Annotated in this window: 11 protein-coding genes and 13 pseudogenes; 10 read left to right on the top strand and 14 right to left on the bottom strand. The window is 60.3% G+C overall.

Annotated elements, in window-relative coordinates; all coding sequences use genetic code 11:
- The 9 genes and pseudogenes from ACW4PC_RS09635 to ACW4PC_RS09595 all read right to left on the bottom strand — a co-directional run.
- Positions 1-327: pseudogene (locus ACW4PC_RS09635) on the bottom strand (ABC transporter substrate-binding protein); the annotation flags it as partial.
- Between the two features lie 293 nt (positions 328-620).
- A complete protein-coding gene (locus ACW4PC_RS09630; RefSeq protein WP_455873604.1) occupies positions 621-1,811 on the bottom strand; it encodes an alpha/beta hydrolase family protein in 1,191 nt (396 codons plus the stop codon).
- Positions 1,812-1,939: 128 nt separating this feature from the next.
- Positions 1,940-2,308 carry a Rap1a/Tai family immunity protein gene (locus ACW4PC_RS09625; RefSeq protein WP_455873603.1) on the bottom strand — a complete coding sequence of 123 codons (369 nt, stop codon included), beginning with the start codon at positions 2,306-2,308 and terminating at the stop codon, positions 1,940-1,942.
- Between the two features lie 128 nt (positions 2,309-2,436).
- Positions 2,437-3,763 (bottom strand): annotated as a pseudogene (locus ACW4PC_RS09620) (aminotransferase class III-fold pyridoxal phosphate-dependent enzyme).
- Between the two features lie 265 nt (positions 3,764-4,028).
- Positions 4,029-4,370 (bottom strand): ArsR/SmtB family transcription factor, encoded by a 342-nt coding sequence (locus ACW4PC_RS09615; protein WP_455873602.1) that lies wholly within the window; start codon positions 4,368-4,370, stop codon positions 4,029-4,031.
- Between the two features lie 106 nt (positions 4,371-4,476).
- Positions 4,477-5,232, bottom strand: coding sequence for a HugZ family pyridoxamine 5'-phosphate oxidase (locus tag ACW4PC_RS09610; protein ID WP_455873601.1), 756 nt, complete (start codon positions 5,230-5,232; stop codon positions 4,477-4,479).
- A 32-nt stretch (positions 5,233-5,264) separates the two neighbouring features.
- Positions 5,265-6,314 (bottom strand): choline ABC transporter ATP-binding protein, encoded by a 1,050-nt coding sequence (choV, locus tag ACW4PC_RS09605; RefSeq protein WP_455873600.1) that lies wholly within the window; start codon positions 6,312-6,314, stop codon positions 5,265-5,267.
- Complete coding sequence (choW, locus tag ACW4PC_RS09600; protein WP_022714157.1) at positions 6,311-7,156, bottom strand: choline ABC transporter permease subunit; 846 nt, start codon at positions 7,154-7,156, stop codon at positions 6,311-6,313. The genes choV and choW overlap by 4 nt, the downstream gene beginning before the upstream one ends.
- 76 nt (positions 7,157-7,232) lie before the next feature.
- Positions 7,233-8,187: pseudogene (locus tag ACW4PC_RS09595) on the bottom strand (choline ABC transporter substrate-binding protein).
- A gap of 264 nt (positions 8,188-8,451) precedes the next feature.
- On the opposite strand from ACW4PC_RS09595, the pseudogene ACW4PC_RS09590 reads away from it, so the two are divergent.
- The 3 pseudogenes from ACW4PC_RS09590 to ACW4PC_RS09580 all read left to right on the top strand — a co-directional run bounded on the left by ACW4PC_RS09590 (position 8,452) and on the right by ACW4PC_RS09580 (position 11,428).
- Positions 8,452-9,032: pseudogene (locus ACW4PC_RS09590) on the top strand (thymidine kinase).
- A 53-nt stretch (positions 9,033-9,085) separates the two neighbouring features.
- Positions 9,086-10,156 (top strand): annotated as a pseudogene (locus tag ACW4PC_RS09585) (hypothetical protein).
- Between the two features lie 143 nt (positions 10,157-10,299).
- Positions 10,300-11,428, top strand: a pseudogene (locus ACW4PC_RS09580) (DUF2333 family protein).
- 56 nt (positions 11,429-11,484) lie between these two features.
- Here ACW4PC_RS09580 and ACW4PC_RS09575 read toward each other — a convergent pair.
- Positions 11,485-11,715 (bottom strand): annotated as a pseudogene (locus tag ACW4PC_RS09575) (diguanylate cyclase); the annotation flags it as partial.
- A 33-nt stretch (positions 11,716-11,748) separates the two neighbouring features.
- Positions 11,749-12,473 (bottom strand): annotated as a pseudogene (locus tag ACW4PC_RS09570) (response regulator transcription factor).
- Positions 12,474-12,949: 476 nt separating this feature from the next.
- Here ACW4PC_RS09570 and ACW4PC_RS09565 point away from each other — a divergent pair.
- Positions 12,950-14,627: pseudogene (locus tag ACW4PC_RS09565) on the top strand (formate--tetrahydrofolate ligase).
- Between the two features lie 303 nt (positions 14,628-14,930).
- On the opposite strand, the pseudogene ACW4PC_RS09560 reads toward ACW4PC_RS09565, so the two are convergent.
- A pseudogene (locus ACW4PC_RS09560) lies at positions 14,931-15,797 on the bottom strand (extensin-like domain-containing protein).
- A gap of 279 nt (positions 15,798-16,076) precedes the next feature.
- On the opposite strand from ACW4PC_RS09560, the gene ACW4PC_RS09555 reads away from it, so the two are divergent.
- The 4 genes from ACW4PC_RS09555 to ACW4PC_RS09540 all read left to right on the top strand — a co-directional run bounded on the left by ACW4PC_RS09555 (position 16,077) and on the right by ACW4PC_RS09540 (position 20,659).
- Positions 16,077-17,333: a TonB-dependent receptor plug domain-containing protein gene (locus ACW4PC_RS09555; RefSeq protein ID WP_455873599.1), complete on the top strand. Its 1,257-nt coding sequence runs from the start codon at positions 16,077-16,079 to the stop codon at positions 17,331-17,333.
- On the top strand, positions 17,266-17,946 hold the full coding sequence (locus ACW4PC_RS09550) for a TonB-dependent receptor domain-containing protein (RefSeq protein WP_455873657.1): 681 nt from the start codon (positions 17,266-17,268) through the stop codon (positions 17,944-17,946). The genes ACW4PC_RS09555 and ACW4PC_RS09550 overlap by 68 nt, the downstream gene beginning before the upstream one ends.
- Positions 17,947-18,044: 98 nt before the next feature.
- Entirely contained in the window at positions 18,045-18,212 is a 168-nt protein-coding gene (locus ACW4PC_RS09545; RefSeq protein ID WP_455873598.1) for a hypothetical protein, read from the top strand.
- Positions 18,213-18,469: 257 nt separating this feature from the next.
- Positions 18,470-20,659, top strand: a complete 2,190-nt coding sequence (locus tag ACW4PC_RS09540) for an anthranilate synthase (RefSeq protein WP_455873597.1) — start codon at positions 18,470-18,472, stop codon at positions 20,657-20,659.
- A 45-nt stretch (positions 20,660-20,704) separates the two neighbouring features.
- Here the strand turns inward: ACW4PC_RS09540 and ACW4PC_RS09535 are convergent.
- Positions 20,705-21,386, bottom strand: a pseudogene (locus tag ACW4PC_RS09535) (GNAT family N-acetyltransferase).
- Positions 21,383-21,872, bottom strand: a pseudogene (locus tag ACW4PC_RS09530) (MarR family winged helix-turn-helix transcriptional regulator). The pseudogenes ACW4PC_RS09535 and ACW4PC_RS09530 overlap by 4 nt, the downstream one beginning before the upstream one ends.
- Before the next feature lie 215 nt (positions 21,873-22,087).
- Here ACW4PC_RS09530 and emfA point away from each other — a divergent pair.
- Both emfA and queF read left to right on the top strand, forming a co-directional pair.
- Positions 22,088-22,997: pseudogene (gene emfA, locus ACW4PC_RS09525) on the top strand (CDF family cation efflux transporter EmfA); the annotation flags it as partial.
- A gap of 6 nt (positions 22,998-23,003) precedes the next feature.
- Positions 23,004-23,468 carry a preQ(1) synthase gene (gene queF / locus ACW4PC_RS09520; RefSeq protein WP_074061884.1) on the top strand — a complete coding sequence of 155 codons (465 nt, stop codon included), beginning with the start codon at positions 23,004-23,006 and terminating at the stop codon, positions 23,466-23,468.
- Positions 23,469-23,484 lie beyond the last annotated feature (16 nt).

The raw sequence follows: 23,484 nt of genomic DNA, 5'->3' as shown, positions 1-23,484 counted from the left end.
GCAAGCACGTCGGAAGCGGGGATGGCGACGCCGGAGGTGACCGGACCGACGACGAAGCGGATGCCTTCGCCGACGAGCTGGTTACGCGGCGGAAACGCCCTGCGCTCCGGCTCGCCCGCGTCGTCGGCAGTCTTCAGGACGACCTTTTGGCCGAGGATGCCGCCTTTCTTGTTGATCTCGTCAACGGCGGTCTGCGCGCCGTTCTTTACCTGGTCGCCATAGGCGGCAATAACGGGCCCGGTCAGCGGTGCGATCAGGCCGATGGTGATGCGCGGCATAGGCAAATGGCGCAAAGGCCAGCGATGCGACAAGCGTCGCGCCAGTCAAAGTCTTCGAGACTCATTTTTCGTTCTCCTTGGGCGGGGCCTTCTGGCCCGCGACGACCGCCGCGACAACGAAACCCGTTCGTTCAACACCCCAAAGGGATGCGCCAAAAGACGACGGCTACGGTGCGGTCAACGCGCCTTCCGGCCACTTTTGGCTTCGGAACGGCCCACGCAGTTCGATTTTCTATGAATTTTGCTGCGATTACGCAAGGAGATAACAAAGCGAGGCCCGTCTTCGGCAAATCCGGAAAGGAACAGGCGTCGATCGCGATTTTTTTTTAAGCTTTCCACCATCTATCTCGTTGTGAAGGGCTCTTTGCAGGAAGGCGACGACCATATTCGGCAACTTGTCGATGAATGGCGTTTCGATCGGCACCCTGACCATCCTTGCAGACGATGCTTCTTTTCCGCCCGGAGCTTCCTCCTCGTACCAGCGCTGCCGCTGCCGGCTTGCAAGAGCTGCATGAAACTGAAATGCAAGGACCCGGGGACGAGAGCATAAGAGGTCGTGGCAGAAGGCAGATACTGGGCCAAATAGGCAGAGTCCTTGTTGGTGGCGGCGATATCTGCTTTGGCGGCAGTCTCCTTGTCGACATCTTCGGCCGCTCCGAACACGAGCGCGGGCACGCGGACGGACGCGAGGCTTTGCGGCGCAAGGCCGCGTCCTGGGCCGAGGTCAAGCGTGACGACCGCGCGGATCCGTCGGTCGCTGAGATCGGCACCCATCGCTAAAGTGGAGGCCGCGTCCCGCCCGACACCCAACGCCTTGAATATCTTGCAATAGAGAGAGCCGAACTGTGTCACGCAATTCTTCATTTCATCTTTGGCATCGAAGCGACCGCCGGCAAGTTCGATGACCGTCCATCCGCCGAGCGAATGACCGATGGCAGCGATGCGGTCGCTCGCAATGCCGCCGGTCAGCTCCCGACGGGAAAGCAACGCGTCGATAACGCGGCTGAGATCGCGCGGGCGCTTCCAGAGGAATACGGCTTCAGGTGGCCGCATATCGAAGCTGGTAGTGCCGGGGTGGTCGGGTGCTGCAACGACATAGCCTTTGCGGACAAGTTCGCTCGCGAGCCAGGCGAGGTTGCGCCAACTGCCGCCATAGCCGTGTGAAAGAAGCACCAGCGGGTGAGGGCCGGTCACGGCTTCGGCATCCTTGACGACAGGCTGGCCCCTGAAGGCAGGCGTTTCGCCGAGCAGCACCGGCTGCCGGTCGGTAGCCGTCGGATACCAGATGCTGACATGCATGTGGCGGCCCTGGTTGTCCGGCAAGGTCATCTCGCGGAACCCGACCGCGGCGAATGCCGACTGGGCGGAGAATGAGACGAGCAAGGCGATTAAAAGCATGAACTTGAGCATGGAAACCTCCGGCTGGAAATGAACTCGTCTTTCCTGCCGGGAATGTGTGCGGGCGGCGACCCGCAACGCGATCGAGGTCGCCGTCTTCGAGGAAATCTCCGCCTCTCTTGGATGTGGTCCCATGGAGCGAATGCCTGAAACCAACGACGGAAGCTCTACCGTCAATGGCCGACACGGCCGTATTAACTCGGCGGGACGGCGGCTAGGTGGCCAACGCGCTTTGGCAACGCTCCGGGTTCCAAACGCTCTGGCTATCTGCGGTTACATTCGAAGCGACCTTTCATCCAAACCATCATGAGATCATCCCCGGTCGCATCATGGGCGGCGGGGTTGGCCTTCAAAAACCTGCAGAGATCGTCCGATACTTCTTTGGCAGACACATTTTTTGGAAGACAAAAGTTGATCCCAACTGATTGGCCATAGTATGCACCATCGACCATTCTGTCAGCTCGAAAGGGCGGCGTTTCGAGGTTCCGGCGAGCAAGGTATTCGTCCCGTCCCCACTTCTCTAGCCACCCCGTTACGTAGCCCCTAACGAATTCACGAGAGCTCAGACAATCCGCGTATAGGGTTCCTCCCGTCGAAAAGCCTTCCGGCAGCTTCGACGAGACTGTGGCCATGAACATCGTCGCGATCAGTAGAGAAGATCTGCATGGACTATTCTCATCGCAGTATCAGCCCCTCGTTACCACGAACCCTCTCCCCACTTGGGGGAGAGGCTAAGTGAGGGCAGACGCTTGCGCCGGTCTCAAATGTTGTTTTGCAAAATCCCGCGCAGTTTGCCGAAGAGCTCGTCGATGTGCTTCTTTTCGATGATGAGCGGCGGGGAAAGGGCGATGATGTCGCCTGTGGTGCGGATCAGCAAGCCGTTCTCATAGGCCCTCAGGAAGGCGGTAAAGGCGCGTTTGGTGGGCTCGCCGGCGATCGGGTCGAGTTCGATCGCGCCGATCAGACCGGTGTTGCGAATGTCGATGACGTTCGGGCAGTCCTTCAGCGAGTGAAGGGCGTCGGCCCAGTAATCCGAGAGTTCGCCAGCGCGGGTGAGCAGGCCTTCTTCCTTGTAGGTGTCGAGGGTGGCAAGCGCGGCGGCGGCGGCGATAGGGTTGCCCGAATAGGTGTAGCCGTGGAAGAACTCGATCATGTGCTCCGGGCCGTTCATGAAGGCGTCGTGAATCTCGGAGGTGACGAAGACGGCGCCCATCGGGATGACGCCGTTGGTGAGGCCCTTGGCGGTGGTGATGATATCGGGCTTCACATCGTAGTACTGCACGGCGAAGGGGGCGCCGAGGCGGCCGAAGCCGGTGATGACTTCGTCGAAGATCAAAAGGATGCCGTGCTTGGTGCAGATTTCGCGGAGCTTCTGCAGGTAGCCCTTCGGAGGAATGAGATACGCCCGTGGAACCCGCGACCGGCTCGACGATGACAGCGGCGATCGTGGAGGCGTCATGCAGCGTGACGATGCGCTCCAGCTCGGTTGCGATGTCGCCGCCATGTTCCGGCTCGCCGCGGGTGAAGGTGTTCTTGCCCGGCTGATGCGTATGCGGCATGTGGTCGACGCCGGTCAGAAGCGTGCCGAACATCTTGCGGTTGGAGACGATGCCGCCGACCGAGATGCCGCCGAAATTGACGCCGTGATAGCCGCGTTCGCGGCCGATCAGGCGGAAGCGGGAGCCGTTGCCCTTCACCCGATGGTAGGCCAGCGCCACCTTGAGCGCCGTCTCCACCGACTCCGATCCGGAATTGGTGTAGAGGACGTGGTCCATGCCTTCCGGCGCGATATCGACGAGGCGGTTCGCAAGCTCGAAGGCCTTCGGGTGGCCGAGCTGGAAGGCCGGGGCATAATCGAGCTCGCCTGCCTGCTCGCGGATCGCCTCGGTGATCTTCGGCCGGCAGTGGCCGGCATTTACGCACCAGAGACCGGCGGTGCCGTCAAGCACCTGACGGCCGTCATGGGTCGTGTAGTACATGTCCTTGGCGCCGACGAACAGGCGCGGCTCCTTCTTGAATTGCCGGTTTGCCGTAAAGGGCATCCAGAAGGCGCGAAGATCGTTCGGTGCGTTGAGGCGATTGGACATGCTGTTCTCCTGGCCGTCGCGGGGCCGTCCCCGGGGCTTTGCGCCCATATTTTTACTGTCCGGTCAAATTATCAGCGCTTCTTGGGGCGTCAAGCCATGGACGCAATCGATGGCGCGTTCCGGCCATTGGCGTATGGAATGCCGCAGCTTTCCCGCAAATGACAAAACCGGCAAGTCGAGAGATTTGCCGGCCAAAGTTATACTATCGTGCTGAAATACTGCTCACCGTGCCATTCCGGAAACATCCCTTTGGCAGCACGGCTTTTTAGCAAACATGATGTCTGCGTATTATGCTGCAGATCTGCTGCGGCCCTGGACTGACATAAATGTCCTCGAGCGTTGCCAGGATCTTCATCACCGGTTCCGAATTGCTCGAGTAATAGATGGTCTGCGCGTCACGGCGGGTCTTTACCAGCTTCTGGGCCCGCAGCTTTGACAGATGCTGCGAAAGCGCGGACTGGCTGAGGCCAACCTGGGTCGCAAGGACGCCGACAGGAACCTCGCCTTTGACGAGACTGCAGAGGATCAGGAGGCGCTTGGGGTTCGCCATCGCTGATAAAAGGGCGGCCGCCACGTTAGAGTGGTCTGAAAGGTCAGTGGTTTCCATATTTCCAATCTTCCTAAGCGAACTATGTATCCGTATAGGCACAGGGCGTTAGACGGGGTTGGCGGACGTTCAAAACGTAGCAACTGGTCCGGAAGATCGTATACACCTAAATTTCACGTAGCGAGTATGCTATTTTAGATATGTGTGACTTAATGTCCGTCGCATTCTCGATGGGTGACTCAAATTCGCAACGGTTGAGCAAATCGCCGGAAATAGCGTCGAACCCTGCGCAATCCACTCCACATATGCGCCATCCCCCATCCCCCGGTGCCTTAAAAAGCTTCGCAAGCGCTGCGGACAGGTCGGCATGCTCCTCTACTAAATCTCGCACTGTCTGCGCTGCCTGCGCGGCAACGGCCTCGTTCGCGGGCGAGAGATCGATGAGGTCGGCACCTTCCAGAAGATAGGCGCGGCCGAAGCCGCCATTGAGGCTTGCCGACTGCGGAACGAGACGGAAGAAGCGGAAGTCCGGGAAGTCGATATAGAGCTTCGCCTTCGCATGCCGGTCGAGGAAACGGGTGCGGATGCGCTGGTGAACGGCGCTTCCCAGCTCGACCGGTTCGGCAATGCATTGGGTGGTGAGCCGCGGATGCGCAAGGGGATCGCCCCTGCCGGGTTCGCCGGTCAAGAGGGACGCGCGCGGGTCGGCCTCCAGCGCTTTAGTATGCGTTGACAGCGCCGAAACGAGGATGACAGGCACGCCGTCGATATCAGTGCCGAGCAGAACGCGGCTCGCAAACGGAAAGCCGGTCGCGGGGTCGAGCACGGCAAGAGCACCATAGCGGGCGGAACGCAAAAGAACGCGCGCGAGCTTGCGCGCTTCTTCGTCCGTTTCCCTGAGTACGGAAGCCTGATCTTTCATGTCCACTTTCTTGACGGAAGCAGACGGCCGGATCAAGCCTGTTCTTTGCGCCGGTGCTGGGTCAGGCCGGCAACGACATCCTGAGCCGAAATCGTGCCGATGATGGCGCCGTTCTCGACGACCCCGATGCTGCCCGGCTGGCGGGCGAGCGCGTCGAGAATATCGACGAGCGGCGTTTGGGCGCGCGCCGTGGCGCTGACGCTCGCCCCCGCCGCATGGCCAAGGCCCGGTTGCATCACATCTTGCGCCGTCAGCATGCTGATCGGATTCATGTGCTGGACGAAATCGGCGACATACTGATCGGCAGGGTTTTTGACGATATCCTGCGGCGTGCCGCACTGGATGATGCGCCCGCCCTCCATGATGGCGATGCGGTTGCCGATGCGGAAGGCCTCGTCGAGATCGTGGCTGACGAAGAGGATCGTCTTCTTCAAGCGCCGCTGGAATTCGAGAAGCTCGTCCTGCAGGCGGGTGCGGATCAGCGGGTCGAGCGCGGAGAACGGCTCGTCCATGAGCAGGATCGGCGCGCCGGTCGCAAAGGCGCGGGCGAGGCCGACGCGCTGCTGCATGCCGCCGGAGAGCTCGTTCACCTTGCGGTCCGCCCACTTCGTGAGGTTGACGAGCTCAAGCTGCTCCTCGACCCGTTTCTTGCGCTCGCCGTCCGGCATCCCGGCAAGTTCGAGGCCGAAGCCGACATTTTCCGCAACCGTACGCCAGGGCAGCAATGCGAACTGCTGAAACACCATGGAGACGGTGTGCATCCGCAGATCGCGCAGCGCCTTCGGGGTGCATGCATAGGGATCTACTGGGCCGGTTGCCGAGGAAACTGAAACCTTGCCGCGCACGACGGGAGCGAGGCCGTTGACGGCGCGCAGCAGCGTCGATTTGCCTGAGCCGGAAAGGCCCATAAGCACGAGGATTTCGCCTTCCTCGATCGTGAGCGAGGCATCGGCGACGCCGAGAACGAGACCGGTTGCGGCGCCGATCTCGTCGCGGGTCTTTCCCTGATCGACGAGAGAGAGGGCCGTTTGCGGCTTATCGCCGAAGATGATGCTGACATTGTCGAAGCGGACCGAGGTCATGCGCCGTCTCCTTCGCCTGCCGTGCGGAACATGCGGTCGAGAATGATCGCCAAGATGACGATACAGAGACCGGCCTGGAAGCCCATGGAGACATTCACCGTGTTCAGTGCGCGAACGACGGGCTTTCCGAGGCCATCGGCGCCGACGAGCGCAGCGATGACCACCATCGATAGCGACAGCATGATCGTCTGCGTGAGGCCGGCCATGATCTGCGGCATCGCGAAGGGCAGCTCGACCTTGCGCAGCACCTGCGTCGGGGTTGCGCCAAATGACTCGGCTGCCTCGACGAGGGAGGGCGGTGTCGAGATGATGCCGAGGCGGGTCAGACGGATTGGCGCAGGGATGGCAAAGATCACGGTTGCGATCAGGCCTGGCACCATGCCGAGGCCGAAGAGTATGAGTGCGGGGATCAGGTAGACGAATGTCGGGATCGTCTGCATCAGGTCGAGCACGGGACGCATGATGGAGAAGACCCAGGCGCGTCTTGCCCCGGCAATGCCGAGCGGAATGCCAATCGCCATGCTGACGAATGTGGAGGCGAGAACGAGCGCCAGCGTTTCCGTCGTCTCCTTCCAGTAGCCCTGGTTCATGATCAGCAGCAAACCGAGCAAGGTGAAGACCGCAACGCCGATCGAGCGACGGAGCCAATAGGCAATCGCCGTGATGGCGAGGAGCACGATCAGCGGATGTGGCGCCTGCAGGATGAAGAGCAATGCGCCGATCACGTGCGAGAGAGCGAAGGCTAGCCTGTCGAAAAACCATTCACCGCTCGACGTCAGCCAGTCGACGGTGGATTTGGCGACGGGGCCAATAGGGATTTTGTAATCGGTGATCCAGTTCAAGGAGCGCGCCTATCCGAAAGAGCAGAGATCAGGATGAAACAAAGGGGCGGCGCGTGGGCCGCCCCGTTCATCAGGTTCAGAGGCCGAGGCCCGACTTGACGGCCGCGGCGGCGTCCTTGCCGTCCTTGGTCGTGACGCCTGCGAGCCATGGCTCGACTGCCGTCGGATTTGCCTTCAGCCATTCGGTCGCCGCGACCTGCGGATCCTCACCATCATTGAGGATCTTGCCCATGATCTGGTTTTCCATCTCCAAGCTAAACTTCAAGTTGGACACGAACTTGCCGACGTTCGGGCATTCGGTGACGAAGCCTGCGCGGGTGTTGGTGTAGACCGTTGCGCCGCCGAAGTTGGGGCCGAAGGTGGTGTCGCCACCCGTGAGGTAGGTCATCTTGAAGAGTCTCGTTCATCGGATGAGGTGCCCAACCGAGGAATACGACCGGCTTACCGTCCTTTTCGGCACGGGCAACCTGCGCCAGCATACCCTGTTCGGAGGACTCGACGACTTCAAGTCCGCCCATTCCCATCTCGTTCTTCTCGATCAGGGTCATGACAAGGCGGTTGCCGTCGTTGCCCGGTTCGATCCCGTAGATCTTGCCGTCAAGGGCGTCCTTGTGCTTGCCGATGTCGCTGAAGTCCTTGATGCCCAGTTCGGCGCCCTTGGCGTTGGTGGCAAGCGTGTACTTGGCACCTTCGAGATTGGCTCCGATGGATTCAACCGACTTGTCGTCCAGATAAGGTTGGACGTCCTTCTGTTGTGCCGGCATCCAGTTGCCGAGGAACACATCGATGTCCTTGTTCTTCAGCGACTGATAGGTGACCGGTACGGAGAGGACCTTGACGTCCGGCTCGTAGCCGAGGCTCTTCAGGACGACCGCGGCGGCGGCGGTGGTTGCGGTAATGTCCGTCCAGCCTACGTCCGAGAAACGGACGGTCGAGCAACTTTCGGGTTCTGCGGCAAATGATGCGGTTGCGATGGAAAGTGCGGCAACTGCAGCGGCGGTGGTCAGTTTGAATGCGCTTGTTGTTTTCATTTTAGACTCCCAGTCTTTGGTTCCCAAGCCAAGCATCAATAGCCGACATTTACAAGCGACCTCAGTGTGTTTGCGCCGCATTGGGTACCCCGAATGCGACGCGTCGCATTTTTCATGACACGGCCGGTTCCCCGGGCATTTTACGATTTTTGCCTCCGGATTTCCTGTGATTATCGATTCTGCGGTCTTTTCTTTGCCGATTCGAGCTTTCAAGAAGCAAGATGCGGAGAAAACGATGGAAAACTCTATTTCAACTACTCTACCATGAACGCCGGCAAATCGACCATGCTGCTGCAGGCGTCCTATAATTACCAGGAACGCGGCATGCGCACCGTGCTTTTGATCGCGGCCTTCGACGAGCGCACCGGCAAGGGTATCATCGGTTCGCGCATCGGGCTGGACAGCGAGCGCTGATCGCTTTCGAGGGGCATACCGATCTTTTCCGGGCTCATCAAAGAATTGAGCGGTAAGGGCGGTCCGATCGCGCTGCATCTTCGTCGACGAAGCGAATTTCCATGACGCGCGAGCATGTCTGGCAACTCGCCCGCGTGGTAGATCGGCTGAACATATCCGGTCATGGTCTACGGGCTTCGCACCGACTTCCAGGGCAAGCTGTTTCCGGCTTCCGAGGAGTTGCTGGCGCATTGCCAGACGAGATGCGCGAGGTGCGCACCATCTGCCATTGCGGCCGCAAGGCTACGATGGTCGTGCGGCTCGGTGCTGACGGCGAGGTTGCGCGCGAGGGCGCGCAGATCGAAGTCGGCGGCAACGAGAAATATGTATCGCTCTGCCGCAGGCATCGGGACGATGCAATGAACGGCGAATGGCGCGCCGAGGCGGTTTGAGCTTCGGCCTCCGAGCGGCTAGGCTAGGCTCGGAAGATTCTCTGGAGAAGCCGGTGCGCAAAGCTCCCTCGTTCGACAGTCTATTTGAAGCAGCCGATGCGCTTGCTCGACCCTGCGCGCCGACGCAGCCGCGTGCGCTGCCTTCATCGAGGACTTTGCGCGCAACGGAGCGCAATCTGACGACGAGGCGTTTCTGGCGCAGCGCGACCGGTTCCAGGCTTTTGCCACAGCGCGCCTGGAGTTCGATGGGCTGCTTGGCGAAATGGTGGCCGGCCTCGACCGCATGACGGCGGAGGTTTCGGCGGATCTGGACAGTTTCCGCGGCCTGACCGCGCGCGAGAGGCTGACCGGCTGGTTTTCGAGGCAGCGCATGTGGCACCTCCACAGTCAGCGCGTGCGCGCGGCCCCCGTGATCGAGCGGCTGCTCGACCTGCTGTCGAAATCGAACGCTATTGCGGGATTGGTCGGCAGCCACCGCGAATTCGCGCTCGCCTGCCACAAGGCGGCTGAGCGCGGCGTTGTCACGATTGTCGGGCAGCGCCGGCTCCTTGTCGATGCCAACGATATTGCGCGGCTGCGCATGAAGGAGCTGAACGCAAAAGCACTGACGACGCAGGGGCGCATCGGCCTTTACGGCGGCAAGACCGAATGGGAGCGAATGGAGGAGGAGCGGCGCGCGCTCAAGGCGCAGGCTGACAAGATCGCCGAAGAAGAGCAGACGACGCGCCACGAAAGCCAGCGCCGCGAACGCTTCATTACAATGTTCGAGGCGCTTGTCGACGGGTTGACACAGCCAGATCGGTCTTTGCAACGCCTTGGCCCGCAAGCTTTCGATCGATACGGAAGAGCGGCTGATCATCTATCAGGCGCAGGTGGATGCCGACGCTCCGGGTTCGAAACGAAAGATAACGCAAGAGCTGTTTCCGCATATCGCCGGGCCGATCTCGCTCTTCGAAAAAGGCATGCTTGCTCCGCAGGAAATCGGACTGCGCAAGGCGGCGGCAGATGCGGCCTTCGCCCGGAAGTTCGCGGCTTTTGTCGAAAGCCACGACGCGGCCGATGCCCCGATCGTCGACCTGACGCAAAAGCCTTCGAGGTTCAGACTGCGCTTCCTGCGCTCTTGATGACGTCTTAAAGGCGATAATCGCGGTCCCTGTTCTTTCTGGCCTGCGCGATCCGTTAAAAATCTTCCTCCTTCATGTTGTGCTCGATCGAGCAAACACATATGTGAAAGCAGAAATTTCTGACGTTCTGCTAGGAGAAGGGCATGCTCGACCGGATCGCCGGTTTCTTCAGGCTGATCGGCCGCACGATCGCCCGCTGGTTCGGCCTCCTTGCCGCCTGGGCGTTCTGGCCCTTCCTTGCCGCTCATGGCTGGTACCAGCGCCGGACGTGGATGATCCGAATTCCCATCATTGCGCTCGCGGCGCTGCTTGCCGTCCTTTACGCGTACTTCTTCTGGCAGACGCAGGTCTGGTCGAATTTCAATCCGTCCTTCGTCGACCAGTACCGTCTTTCGGAGCGCAAGGTTCCGGCCGGCCAGGAACTGCCGGTTGCCGGCGGTGCAGCACCTGCGGCCAAGACCTGCCAGCGTTCTGCGATCGTCGATGTCGCTGCCGATCTGACCGACTTCAACGTCAACCAGAACGCATGGATATCGTCCATGCTGCTCTACCGGCTCGGGCTTTTCGGCATCGACTGGGATCATACGCCGTTCCTCGACAACAAGGCGTCCTTCCAGCGCGGAGTCAATCAGGCGCGCGAGGCGGACATCGGCCGAGCTTGTCGATACGCTCGGGCGCGTGCGCGGCACCTCCGGCATCAACAACGATCTCCAGAACGCCCGCGGCAATCTGCAATTCGACGAATACAGCTGGTATTTCGGGCTCGATCCGTTCGGGCCGAAGACGCCGACGCCGAGCTACTATCGTTCGGCCATCGGCAGCCTGCGCAAGTTCAATGCCGACCTTGCCAGTTGCAACGCTGTTTTTGACGGCCGTGCGGACAACCTCATCCAGTTCATCGACCGCATTGCGAACGATCTCGGCGGCACGTCCGACATGCTGGCGGAGCGCTCGGAAAATCACAATCGCGGCTGGTTCGACACGCGTGCTGATGACCGCTTCTGGTTCGCCTACGGGCAGCTCTATGCCTACTACGCCATCCTTTCGGCAGCACAGTCGGATTTTTCGCAGGTGGTGGCCGAGCGCAATCTTGGCGCCATTTGGAGCGGCACGACAAAGCAGTTTCAAGCGGCCCTGCGCATCCAGCCGGCGATCATTTCTAATGGCCGCGAGGACGGCTGGATCATGCCGAGCCATCTGGCGACAATGGGCTTCTACATCCTACGGGTCCGGTCTAACCTCGTGGAGATGCGTTCCGTCCTCGACCGCTGATCGTCATGGCCGAGGCGAATTGTCTTCGATTTCGCGCAATGCGAAGCGGTGCGACGAATTTCGACAAGATTTTCGACGCCAGGCGTGTATGGCAGGTCGAAGACGGCATGGACGTCTTCAGTGCCGAAGAAATGCCCTGTCTCGATGTCCACGCGCCAGTAACCGGAAGAGGCCGGGCGCAAACAAATCGAACGCTTTCAGCATCGCTGATGCCGATATGGTCGCTCGACTGCTCTTTCTTATCGGAGTCCCGGCTGCTCGAAGCGAAGAGGCGCGTTCCCTCCTATGTGAGGTTTACGCGCTGTCTCTCTTATCGCTTCTCAGGTGATGAGCTTCAATCGGATAGCCTTTGCAACCAACTGTGTGCGGTTCACGCAATCAAGTTTTTTGATGGCGTTCGTCATGTAGGCGTTCACGGTATGATCGGAGAGGGCGAGGATCTGGCCGATTTCCACGGAGGTCTTGCCCTGGGCGGTCCAGCGAACGACTTCGAGCTCGCGGGCGGAAAGCGCGTGATAGGTGCTGTCTTCGTTGCGCTTGACCGCACTGTAGGCGTCGAAGGCGTGAAGCACGATTACCGTGAGTTCGTTCATCTCGCTCTGGCTGAGCGGCGCGCGGTCGCCTGCGAACCAGAAAACCAGCCGTTTGCCGTCTGCCCCATTGACCGGCAAGACGACGCTGACCGGCATTTTGTGCTGCAGCATCAGGCTGCGAAGTTCGCAACGAAACATCTCAGAGGTTGGGGGGTCGGGAAGATATTCCATTTTTGCGGGCGACGGACTCTCCGAGTACTGTCGAAAGGAAAAGCGCGCAATTTATGAGCGCGGTCGAATTCTCTCAGATACGTGCCCGTCAGCGAGCTTTCGATTACTAGCGGTTTGAGAAAAAGGTCTTCCGCGGACGGCTTATTCATCAGCGTACAATGGGCAAACCCAAAGGCATCTGCAATCCTGTGCAAGGCCTGGACAAAAAGAGCGCGCGTTCGCGCCGATGCCAATTCTGCCGATAAAAGTGACTGCCTTTCGGAGGTAGTCATGTAAGACATAATGGGCCCCGCCTTGCCTTCATGTTTAAGCTATCAAATACGCTAATTGGCGGTCGCGCTAGCCCTAATTGACTTGGGATACGCTGATTAAATCATACTGTTAAAAATTAATCACACTGCCACGCTCTCTGGTTGTGTTTAATATTATACAGGTAGCAGTCCGGCCGACTTTGCTTGTTCTCTTACTGCATAAGTGTGGGTTTGGGTTTGGCACGCCGTTTTCCGTGGCGTCCGGCCTGTTCCAGGTGCCGTCGCAGCAGATGACGAGACTTACAACCCTTTTCCGTTTTGCCTTGGCGAAAGCATCCGCACCTTTTAACGTAAGTTTGAAAGAATTGCGCTCTCGAAAGTTGCATCCATGGGTGACTTACGATTGTGGTGGAGGCAGTGAAAAAGCGGCGCCCGGGGTCTTGTTTCCGGCGCGGGGATCGCGGCATGTTCCGGGGGCAGAAGCATAAGCTCCCGGGGAGACCAGCGTGGCCATCAAATCCGACATCGAAATTGCGCGTGCGGCAAAGAAGAAGCCCATTTTCGAGATCGGCGCGACGCTCGGCATCCCGGCAGAACATCTCGCGCCTTATGGTCACGATAAAGCCAAGGTCCGCGCGGAGTTCATCGCCGCGCAGGCGGGGAAGAAGGACGGCAGGCTGATTCTGGTCACCGCCATCAACCCGACACCGGCGGGCGAGGGCAAGACGACGACCACCGTCGGCCTCGGCGACGGCCTCAACCGGATCGGCAAGAAAGCCGTCGTATGCATCCGCGAAGCGTCACTCGGGCCATGCTTCGGCGTCAAGGGTGGTGCTGCCGGCGGCGGCTATGCGCAGGTCATCCCAATGGAAGACATCAACCTGCATTTCACCGGCGATTTCCATGCGGTCACCGCCGCGCACAACCTGCTCGCCGCGATGATCGACAACCATATCTACTGGGGCAACGAGCTGGACATCGACCTGCGCCGCGTGACCTGGCGCCGCGTGATGGACATGAACGACCGGGCCCTGCGCGAAATGGTGTCTTCGCTTGGCGGCGTTGCCAACGGCTTTCCGCGCCAGAACGGCTTTGACATCACCGTCGCTTCGGAAGTCATGGCGATCCTCTGCCTGGCGACAGACCTCAAGGATCTGGAAGCCCGCCTAGGCAACATCATCATCGGCTATCGCCGCGACAAGACGCCAGTCTATGCCCGCGATCTGAAGGCGGACGGTGCAATGGCGGTGCTCCTGAAAGACGCGATGCAGCCGAACCTTGTCCAGACGCTGGAGAACAATCCGGCTTTCGTCCATGGCGGACCGTTCGCGAATATCGCCCATGGCTGCAACTCGGTGATTGCGACGAAGACGGCGCTGAAGCTCGGCGATTATGTCGTGACCGAGGCGGGGTTCGGGGCCGATCTTGGCGCAGAGAAATTTTTCGACATCAAGTGCCGCAAGGCGGGGCTGAAGCCCGATGCGGCGGTGATCGTTGCCACGGTGCGCGCGCTGAAGATGAACGGCGGCGTGAAGAAGGAGGATCTGGCGGCAGAAAACGTCATGGCACTCGTCAAGGGTTGTTCGAACCTCGGGCGGCATCTCGCGAATGTGAGGAAATTCGGCGTTCCGGTGGTGGTCGCGATCAACCATTTCGTTTCGGACACGGATAAGGAAATCGCCGCCGTCCAGGAATACGTTTCTCGCCACGGCGCCGAAGCGATCCTCTGCCGCCACTGGGCGGAAGGCTCGGCCGGCATCGAGGATCTCGCCTACAAGGTGGTGGAACTGGCGGAATCCGGCCAGGCGAGATTCGAGCCGCTTTATGCCGACAGCGTGCCGCTGTTCGAAAAGATCGAAATCGTTGCTTCTAAGATCTTATCACGCCGGCGAAGTGACGGCGGACAAGGCGGTTCGCGATCAGCTCATCGTCTGGGAGGAGCAAGGCTACGGCAACCTGCCTGTCTGCATGGCGAAGACGCAGTATTCCTTTTCGACAGATCCGAACCTTCGCGGCGCGCCCGAGGGCCATATCGTGCCGGTGCGCGAAGTTCGGCTTTCGGCAGGCGCCGGGTTCGTCGTCGTCATCACAGGCGAAATCATGACAATGCCGGGGTTACCGAAATCGCCATCGGCCGAGCGGATATTCCTGAATGAGCAGGGTTATATCGAGGGGTTGTTTTGAATCTGCTGCGAAGCTTTACTTTCACCGCAGTGGCGGTCCTTTCGCTGTCTGCAGCAAATGGTCCAATGGCCGCCGATCCGCCGTCTGCCGAGGAGCAGAGCATGGCGGATTTCATCAAGAACACCCCTGGGTGCCTGGAGTTCAGCGACCAGTGCTCGATCTGCGCCATGGTCGACGGCAGAATGCTCCACGCCAAAGATTGCCTGCGTCAAGAAGCCGTATGTGTGCACGCGACGTGCGGACAACTGAAGCGGCGATCGGCTCGGCAACCAGCTCTAGATATTGGAGCACGAGCGACGCTCGTTAGTGGCAATAACGAAATCCTCCCTTGCGCTGCAGCACGTCCATGTGGAAATGCGTCTCATGCGCGCTATCGCTGTCGGGGTCGAGCACGGTGGAAAAATAGAGGCAGCCGGAGGCGCTGACTGTGCGCTGGAAGGCGCCGGTGAGGCGTGGGATCGTCCCGGCGCGGCTTCACCGCAATGTCTTCGCCCTTTTCGAAACCGAAGCTTGCAATATCGATGGCTTTGCCGCGGGCATGTTCGGAAATCTTTCCTATCTCCGCGCCGTTGCGCAGGCGACAGACGTATGACGACGCCTGATTGACCGCCGGGACCCGGCCCTGTTCCTTCGCGGCGACGGCGGCGGCTGGAACGACGCTCTCCTTCATCCAGCGGGCAGGCGCCAGAGCCGCCGGACAGCGCAATGTCGCTTCCGGCTTCACCTCGATGCCGGGAAGCGCCTCCACAAGTCTGATCGGCTTGTCGATGCCGCAGCCGTGGCCGTCATCGATGCGCGGGATATCCCTTGAAGACGGCGCCAAGCGCCTGCAATTGCCTCACGCAGTCCGCGTGATCGGCGTCGCTTTCCTCCTCGATGGTCAGGTTCTGAGCTTCCAACGTGCCGGGTGCCGGCGGGCCGAACTTCTCCGGCTTCTTGTCCTGCGGCTTTGCCGCCTCCGAAGGCGTCTCGTTTCCAGGGGCGGGCGTGCTCTGTGCATCGTTAACGGTTGATGGCCTCCGTTGGGGGGGGTGGAGCGGTTTCTGCTGGTGTTTCGGTTTCGCCGGCAATCTGCGGCTTTCTGTGCGGGATGGGACCTTTGTCTGGGAGGCTTGCGCCAGTGAGGATAATCAGGGTTGCGGTGACCGCTGCAAGTGCGATGTTCTTCAAGCTTCAACCGTCCATGGCTGCCGATGGAAAGGGGCAACGCACCAGGGCGGATTTCGTTGCAATTTCGCAACGTCACCGGACATCCTAAAAACTTGATAACTCAATTCAAGATAAGCCGAGCGTTTATATTGACAATGACACTCATGTTTTTTATGCGGCAGAAAGAAGGCGGAATGTTGGGTCCCGCCGCAAATCCGAAAAGCCTAGCCCAGCCCCTCGAGCGCCTGACGCGCACCGACCAGCCAGCCCGGTAGCTATTCATCCTAGAGGGTTGGTTTAATGATTGTCCGCAATTCGCGCGCCGTTCTTTTGGCTTGCACTGCTCTGTTCGTCTTTGGCGCTGGGTTCCCGGCGTATTCGCAAAGCAAGGAAGAGGAGGCGGCTTCCCAAAAGACGGATCGCGTAACGCCGCTTAAAAAAATCGTCGTTGGTGCGGGGCAGCGCAAGATCGCCATCGATACGCCGCAGGCCGTTACCGTTCTCGACCAAAAGGATATCGATGACCTCCAGGCTGAAACGATCGGCGATATCTTCAAGGATGTGCCTGGCGTCTCCATTGCCGGCAGCGACCGTGTCTTCGGCGAGGCGTTCAATATCCGCGGCATCGGCTCCACCGAGGATTCCGCCGACGGCTCGCGCATCGTGGTGAATGTGGACGGAGCCCAGAAATTCTACGAACAGTACCGGATGGGATCGTTCTTCTCGGACCCTGAACTCTACAAGTCCGTGGAGGTGCTGCGCGGGCCGGCCTCTTCAACGCTTTACGGCGCCGGTGCCCTCGGCGGCGTCATCAACTTCACCACCAAGGATGCCTCCGACTTTCTGCAGGAGGGTTATGACAATGCCCTCAGGCTCAAGAGCAGCTATGAAACAAATGGCAACGGCTACCTCGGCTCGTCTATTTTCGCGCATCGCTTTAACGAAGGCGCCGAATTCCTCGGCATGCTGAACAAGCGTGCGTCCAGCCAATTCCAGTCGGGAGACGGCACCGACCTGTCGGGCTCCGACTTCCAGTCGTGGTCAGGTCTTGCCAAAGGGACCTTCCATTTCGGCGATGGCGACGAGCAGACGGTGCGCTTGTCCTATCAGCATTGGGACAGCGATGCGAACGACCAGGACTATGCACAGACCGGCACACAGGCCGCATTCGGTACTGTCGACCGCCATGTAGTCGATGATACCGCTGTACTGAGCTACGAAAATCCCGTCAGCGACAATCCGTGGCTCGACCTCAAGGCCAGTCTCTCATACTCTGATACTTCGGTTGACCAGAGCGATGGAACACTCGGCGGTTTCTCGAATATCATCGATGCCGATTACGGCTACCGGACATGGCAGGCCAATCTCCAGAATACGTCCGAGTTCTCCGGCGAGAACTGGGTAAACTACCTGACCTACGGCACCCAACTGAGCCATCAGGACCGCACGGCGGAATTCGCCGCTTGCGACCAGCCCGACGCCCGGTGCGATCGCCACACATCCCGAGGGCACCGACAACAAGGTCGGACTCTTCGTGCAGAACGAATTCGTCTATGACGAGCGGCTGACCATCATCGGCGGCGTTCGCGGCGACTTCGTCTGGAGAGAGCCGGGCGATTCCACGGCGGCTTTCAGCAATGCCGTCGACGTCAACGATCAGGCTTTCTCGCCCAAGCTTGCCGCGCATTACAAGCTCACCGACGAATTCGGCGTTTTTGGATCGATTGCCCACACGGAACGTCTGCCGACGTTGGATGAGCTCTACACCTGGAGCAAGGGAACAAGCCTGGACCTCAAGAAGGAAAAGTCCAACAACTACGAAGTCGGCTTTACAGCAACACGGGATGACATATTCCAGGCGGGCGACAACATCAGTTTCAAGACGACCGCCTTCTACAATGACCTGGAGAATTTCATCGCTACAACGGGCACGGGCGCGTCCTCCTATTTCTACAATGTCGGCAAGGCCCGCATCTATGGCGTCGAAGTCGAAGGGGCGTACGAATCGGACTACGCCTTCGCCAAGCTTGCCTATACCGGCACGCAGGGCCAGGACCGCAGCGATGGGGTGAACTACAACAAGCCGCTGCCGACCGTGCCGGCCCACAAGATCGCCTTCACCTTCGGCAGCCGCTTCCCGAGCGTGACATCGAATACGGCACCCGCGTAACGCATGCCTTCGAGGCGCAGAACAGCGTCCGCGGAACGGCTGCATCCTCCGGTTCCACGCCCAACCATCTCGTCGTGCCGGCGCCTGATTGGACGACCGTGGATATCTTCGCCTCCTGGAGGCCGCAGAGCGGTGAGATGCAGGGATGGCAGGTCCAGGCCAGCGTCAACAATCTCTTCGATCAATACTATCGGGAAAATACGTCTAACGATTACGCCAAGGGGCGCACGTTCAAGATCACTTTGAGCAAGCAGCTCGATTGGTAGTTCGCCTTAGAGCGGGTTCGCTTCAGCCGGCGAACGCAAACCCGCTTAACACCGCTCTTGCGCTTGCCCCAATCTCACGCTAACAATCCTCCCCATGAACACGTCGTTGAACATTGCTGTTTGGTGGTGGGCTCGCTGAAGCGGCCTCGACCAATCGTGTTCAAAGACGGACGAGAGTGAGCCGCCCGAGACTTCGAGGCGGCTTTTTTGTTTTTTAAGGCCGCCTGTCGTCCGGGCCCCGATAACGGAGTGGAACAATGGTAACGATCCTTCGGGACGATGGTGCGGAAATCTACGAGACGAGGGGCGGCGTTACCGTTACCCGGCAGCGCAGGGCGATCCCCTATGCCGATGCCGTGGTCTCCTATGTCGACAAGCTCGATGAGCGTCGCGGCGCCGTCTTTTCCTCCAACTACGAATATCCGGGTGAATACACGCGCTGGGACACGGCCGTCGTCGATCCGCCGCTCGGCATCTCCTCTTTCGGGCGCGACCTCTGGATCGAAGCCTATAACGAGCGCGGCGAAGTGCTGCTCGGCTTCGTGACGGAGCGGCTGAAAACCGTTGCCGAGCTGGAGCTTGGTGCTGCCACCGCGCGCCGCCTCGATCTCAAGGTGAAGATGCCCGATCGCGTTTTCACCGAAGAAGAACGCTCGAAGATGCCGACGGTCTTCACCGTTCTGCGCGCGGTCACCGACCTCTTCTATTCGCAGGCGGACGCCAGCCTCGGCCTATATGGCGCCTTCGGCTACGATCTCGCCTTCCAGTTCGATGCGATCAACCTGACGCTCACGCGCCCTTCCGATCAGCGCGACATGGTGCTCTACCTGCCGGACGAAATCCTTGTCGTCGACAACTATTCCGCCAAGGCCTGGATCGACCGCTATGATTTCGCCAAAGACGGCCTGACGACCGAGGGCAAGAAGGGCGAGATCGCGCCCGAGCCCTTCAAGCAGACGGACGCCATTCCGCCGAAGAGCGATCATCGGCCGGGCGAATATGCCGAACTCGTCGTCAAGGCGAAGGAAAGCTTCCGCAAGGGCGATCTCTTCGAGGTCGTGCCGGGGCAGAAATTCATGGAGCGCTGCGACAGCAAGCCTTCGGATATTTCCAAGCGGTTGAAGGCGATCAATCCGTCGCCCTATTCTTTCTTCATCAACCTCGGAAACCAGGAATATCTGGTCGGCGCCTCGCCGGAAATGTTCGTGCGCGTTTCGGGCCGCCGCATTGAGACCTGCCCGATCTCCGGCACGATCAAGCGCGGCGACGACCCGATCGCCGACAGCGAACAGATACTGAAGCTGCTCAACTCCAAGAAGGACGAATCCGAGCTGACGATGTGCTCGGACGTCGACCGCAACGACAAGAGCCGTGTCTGCGAGCCGGGTTCGGTCAAGGTCATCGGCCGCCGGCAGATCGAGATGTATTCGCGCCTCATCCACACCGTCGACCATATCGAGGGGCGTTTGCGTGATGACATGGATGCCTTCGACGGCTTCCTGTCGCATGCCTGGGCCGTCACCGTCACCGGTGCGCCGAAGCTCTGGGCGATGCGCTTCATCGAAAGCCATGAAAAGAGCCCGCGCGCGTGGTACGGTGGGGCGATCGGCATGGTCGGCTTCAACGGTGACATGAACACCGGGCTGACGCTGCGCACCGTGCGCATCAAGGACGGCATCGCCGAAGTCAGGGCAGGGCGACCCTTCTCGGCACTTCCCGACCCGCACGAAGAAGAAGCCGAAACCGAACTGAAGGCCTCCGCTATGCTTTCTGCCATCCGCGATGCCAAGACCGGCAACGCCGGCAAGATCCAGCGCGACGTTGCCGCCGTCGGCAAGGGCGTCAACATCCTCTTGATCGACCATGAAGACAGCTTCGTCCACACCCTGGCCAATTACTTCCGCCAGACCGGAGCGACGGTTTCGACCGTGCGCACACCAGTGCCGGAGGAGATTTTCGACCGGCTGAACCCGGACCTCGTCGTCTTGTCGCCGGGACCTGGCAATCCGAAGGATTTCGATTGCAAGGCGACGATCAAGAGGGCGCGCGCCCGTAACCTGCCGATCTTCGGGGTCTGCCTCGGCCTACAGGCGCTCGCCGAAGCCTATGGCGGCGAGTTGCGCCATCTGGCGCTGCCGATGCACGGCAAGCCGTCGCGCATCCGGGTGCTGGAGCCGGGTATTGTCTTCTCCGGCCTCGCCAGAGAGGTGACGGTCGGCCGCTATCACTCGATCTTTGCCGATCCCTCAACCCTGCCGCGCGATTTCATCATCACGGCGGAAAGCGAGGATGGCACGATCATGGGCATCGAGCATGACAAGGAGCCGATCGCCGCCGTCCAGTTCCACCCGGAATCAATCATGACGCTCGGCGGCGACGCCGGCATGCGGATGATCGAGAACGTGGTGGCGCATCTGGCGCGCAGGGCGAAGACGAAGGCGGCTTGAGCGAACGCCCGCACTTCGGCCGGTTCGCTGCAGTGGATCGGCCGGTTATGCTCGGCGTTTGACGACGCGCAGGTTCATGTCGGATCGCAGCCTGAAGCCGAGCGACCTATAGAGGCCGATTGCCGGCGTATTGTTCGCATAGGCATGCAGATACGCCGTTTCGCCCCGGGCGGCGATCTCGCCGGCGACATAACGAAAGAGCAACGTTCCAAGCCCGCGCCGCTGGAATTGCGGATGCGTGCAAAGCCCGCTGAGTTCCGCAAAGCCGGTCTGCCGCAGCCGCTGGCCGGCCATGGCGATGAGCCTGCCTTCAGCCTTGATCCCCCAGAAGGTGCCGAGGCTCTGCGCCCGCCGCGTGAATGGACCGGGCTTGGTCAAGGTCGCAAGCGCCAGCATCTCTTCGGCGTCGGCCTCGCTCAGCGGCTGTATGCGTGAATCCGTGATCCTCCTCATGCGGCCGTTCGGCGATCATCTGGACGGCTAAAGCCTCGGAAACAGCAGCCAACCCGCGTGGAATGGCGATCGGGCCGGCTTCGACAAGCAGCATCGTTTCGTCGGCTTCCGGGAGGTTTTCCAATGCCTCGAGACTTTCCGGCGTCTCATCCGCCGAGGCTGCGAAAGGAACGATGGACGGCGGGTATCGCCGGGCTCTCTCGTTGCCTTCGGCAAGCCTCGCATGCGCGGTGTCGAGCGCGCTCCAGATCGGACGGTCGAGAATATGTCTCATGTCGTTTCCTCCTTCGCGGCGCGGCGGGCGAGGGCAGCTTCGGCAAGACCGTCCTCGATGGCGGCGAGATGCGCTAGGATCGGCCCGTTCAGATCGCCACAAAGATCGGCGACTGCCGCCGAAATCCGCGGCCACACCGATTGTTTCGAGTAGTCGACGAGTTCCTGTCCCTTCCCGGGAAAGCGAGATCAATCGCCGCCGCTGGTCGTCGGGTGCTGCCTGCATGTCGACCAAGCCCAATTCCAGCAACTGGCTTACTGTCCGTGTGGCACCCGGCTGCGTGATGCCGACCGCCTGCGCAAGCTCGCCGATCGTCAAAGGGCCGGCGCGATCGAGTGCTGCAAGAAAGGGATACTGGGCAGCCTGTATGGCGATGCCGTATTCTTCGATGATCTGCTGGGTATCGGCCTGCAGACGCTCCCCGATGCGGCGGAAACGGCTGCCCATGCATAGAAAACCGAGGGTTCGCACGACGTCGTCAACCAAAGGAAACCTCCGCAATCGATCAGCAGTTATATAACGTGTTATGCAATTTGCGTCAATCGATACCGCAGGCCTCCCAATTTGACAAAATACCGATAATCCCCCATATCCCCCGCATTGGCCGCCTGCGCGATTTTCGCGCGGGCGGTTTTGCGTTTGAATGGGCCGAAATGCTGCAATTCATTCGCATCCGCACTGAGGCTGGCAGGGTGATCGATATGGACGGACAAGGCAATCTCGCGGTTCAGCGGCTGGCGCTTTGGGGCATTCCGCTGTCGCTCGGTGTCATGGGACTGAAGATGGCAGCCTGGTGGGTCACCGGCTCCGTCGCGCTGCTTTCGGACGGTCTCGAGTTCGACCGTCAATGTCGTTGCCGCCTTCATTGCCTATTTCGTCATTCGCTACGCGCAAAAGCCGGCCGATCACGATCATCCGTTCGGGCACCACAAGGCCGAGTATCTCTCGGCGGTGACCGAAGGCGCGCTCATCGTGGTCGCCGCGCTTTTGATCGTCAAGGAGGCGATCGGCCATCTGGCGGCGCCGCGCATGCTTGACGCGCCTGCGCTCGGCCTCGCGATCAATTTCGCGGCGGGCGTGATCAACGCCGTCTGGGCGCAGCTGCTGATCCGGACTGGCCGGAAACACCGCTCGGCGGCGCTCGCTGCCGACGGCCAGCATATCATGTCGGACGTCGTGACGTCCGTCGGCGTGCTGATCGGCCTGTTTCTGGCGATCGCGACCGGCTATCCGATCTTCGACCCGGTGCTTGCGATCCTGGTTGCCGTCAACATCCTCTATCAGGGCTGGAAGGTGATCTCGCATTCGATCGGTGGGCTGATGGACCAGGCGGTGGAACCGGAGGAAGAGGAGGCGATCAAGCAGGCGATCGCCACGCATGCGGCGGGCTCGATCGGCGTTCACGACCTGAAGACCCGCCGGGCGGGGTCTGTCACCTTCGTCGATTTTCATCTTGTGGTTCCGGCCGCAATGCCGGTAAGGCAGGCGCACGATATCTGCGACTGCCTTGAAGATGCCATCCGCGCGGTGCATCCGGGCGCCAGCATTGCCATTCACGTCGAGCCGGAGGGCGAAAGGGCCCATGGAATCCGCGTCAAAGTCGTAAAGGACGTTCTAATGCCGAAAACCGATGTTTCCAGCCTGTCGATGCTGGGAAAAGAGACCGAAACAGCCAAGTCGCCGGAAGAGGCGGTGCTGGAGAAGGTGCCGTCGAACCATGCGGGCACCGACTACGTGGTGCGCTTCACCGCGCCGGAATTCACCTCGCTCTGCCCGATGACCGGCCAACCGGATTTCGCCCATATCGTTATCGATTACATTCCGAACGAATGGCTGGTGGAGTCGAAGTCGCTGAAGCTCTTCCTGCATTCCTTCCGCAATCACGGCGCCTTCCATGAGGATTGCTCGATCTATATCGCCAAGCGGATCGTCGAACTGCTCGATCCGAAGTGGCTACGGATCGGCGCCTATTGGTATCCGCGTGGCGGTATTCCGATCGATGTCTTCTGGCAGACAGGCAAGCCGCCGGAAGGCGTGTGGCTGCCCGACCAGGGTGTCGCGACCTATCGCGGCCGCGGCTGAGGCTCAGGCCGATCAG

The organism is Rhizobium yanglingense (assembly GCF_977109285.1).
This window is presented reverse-complemented; position numbering and strand designations above follow the sequence as displayed.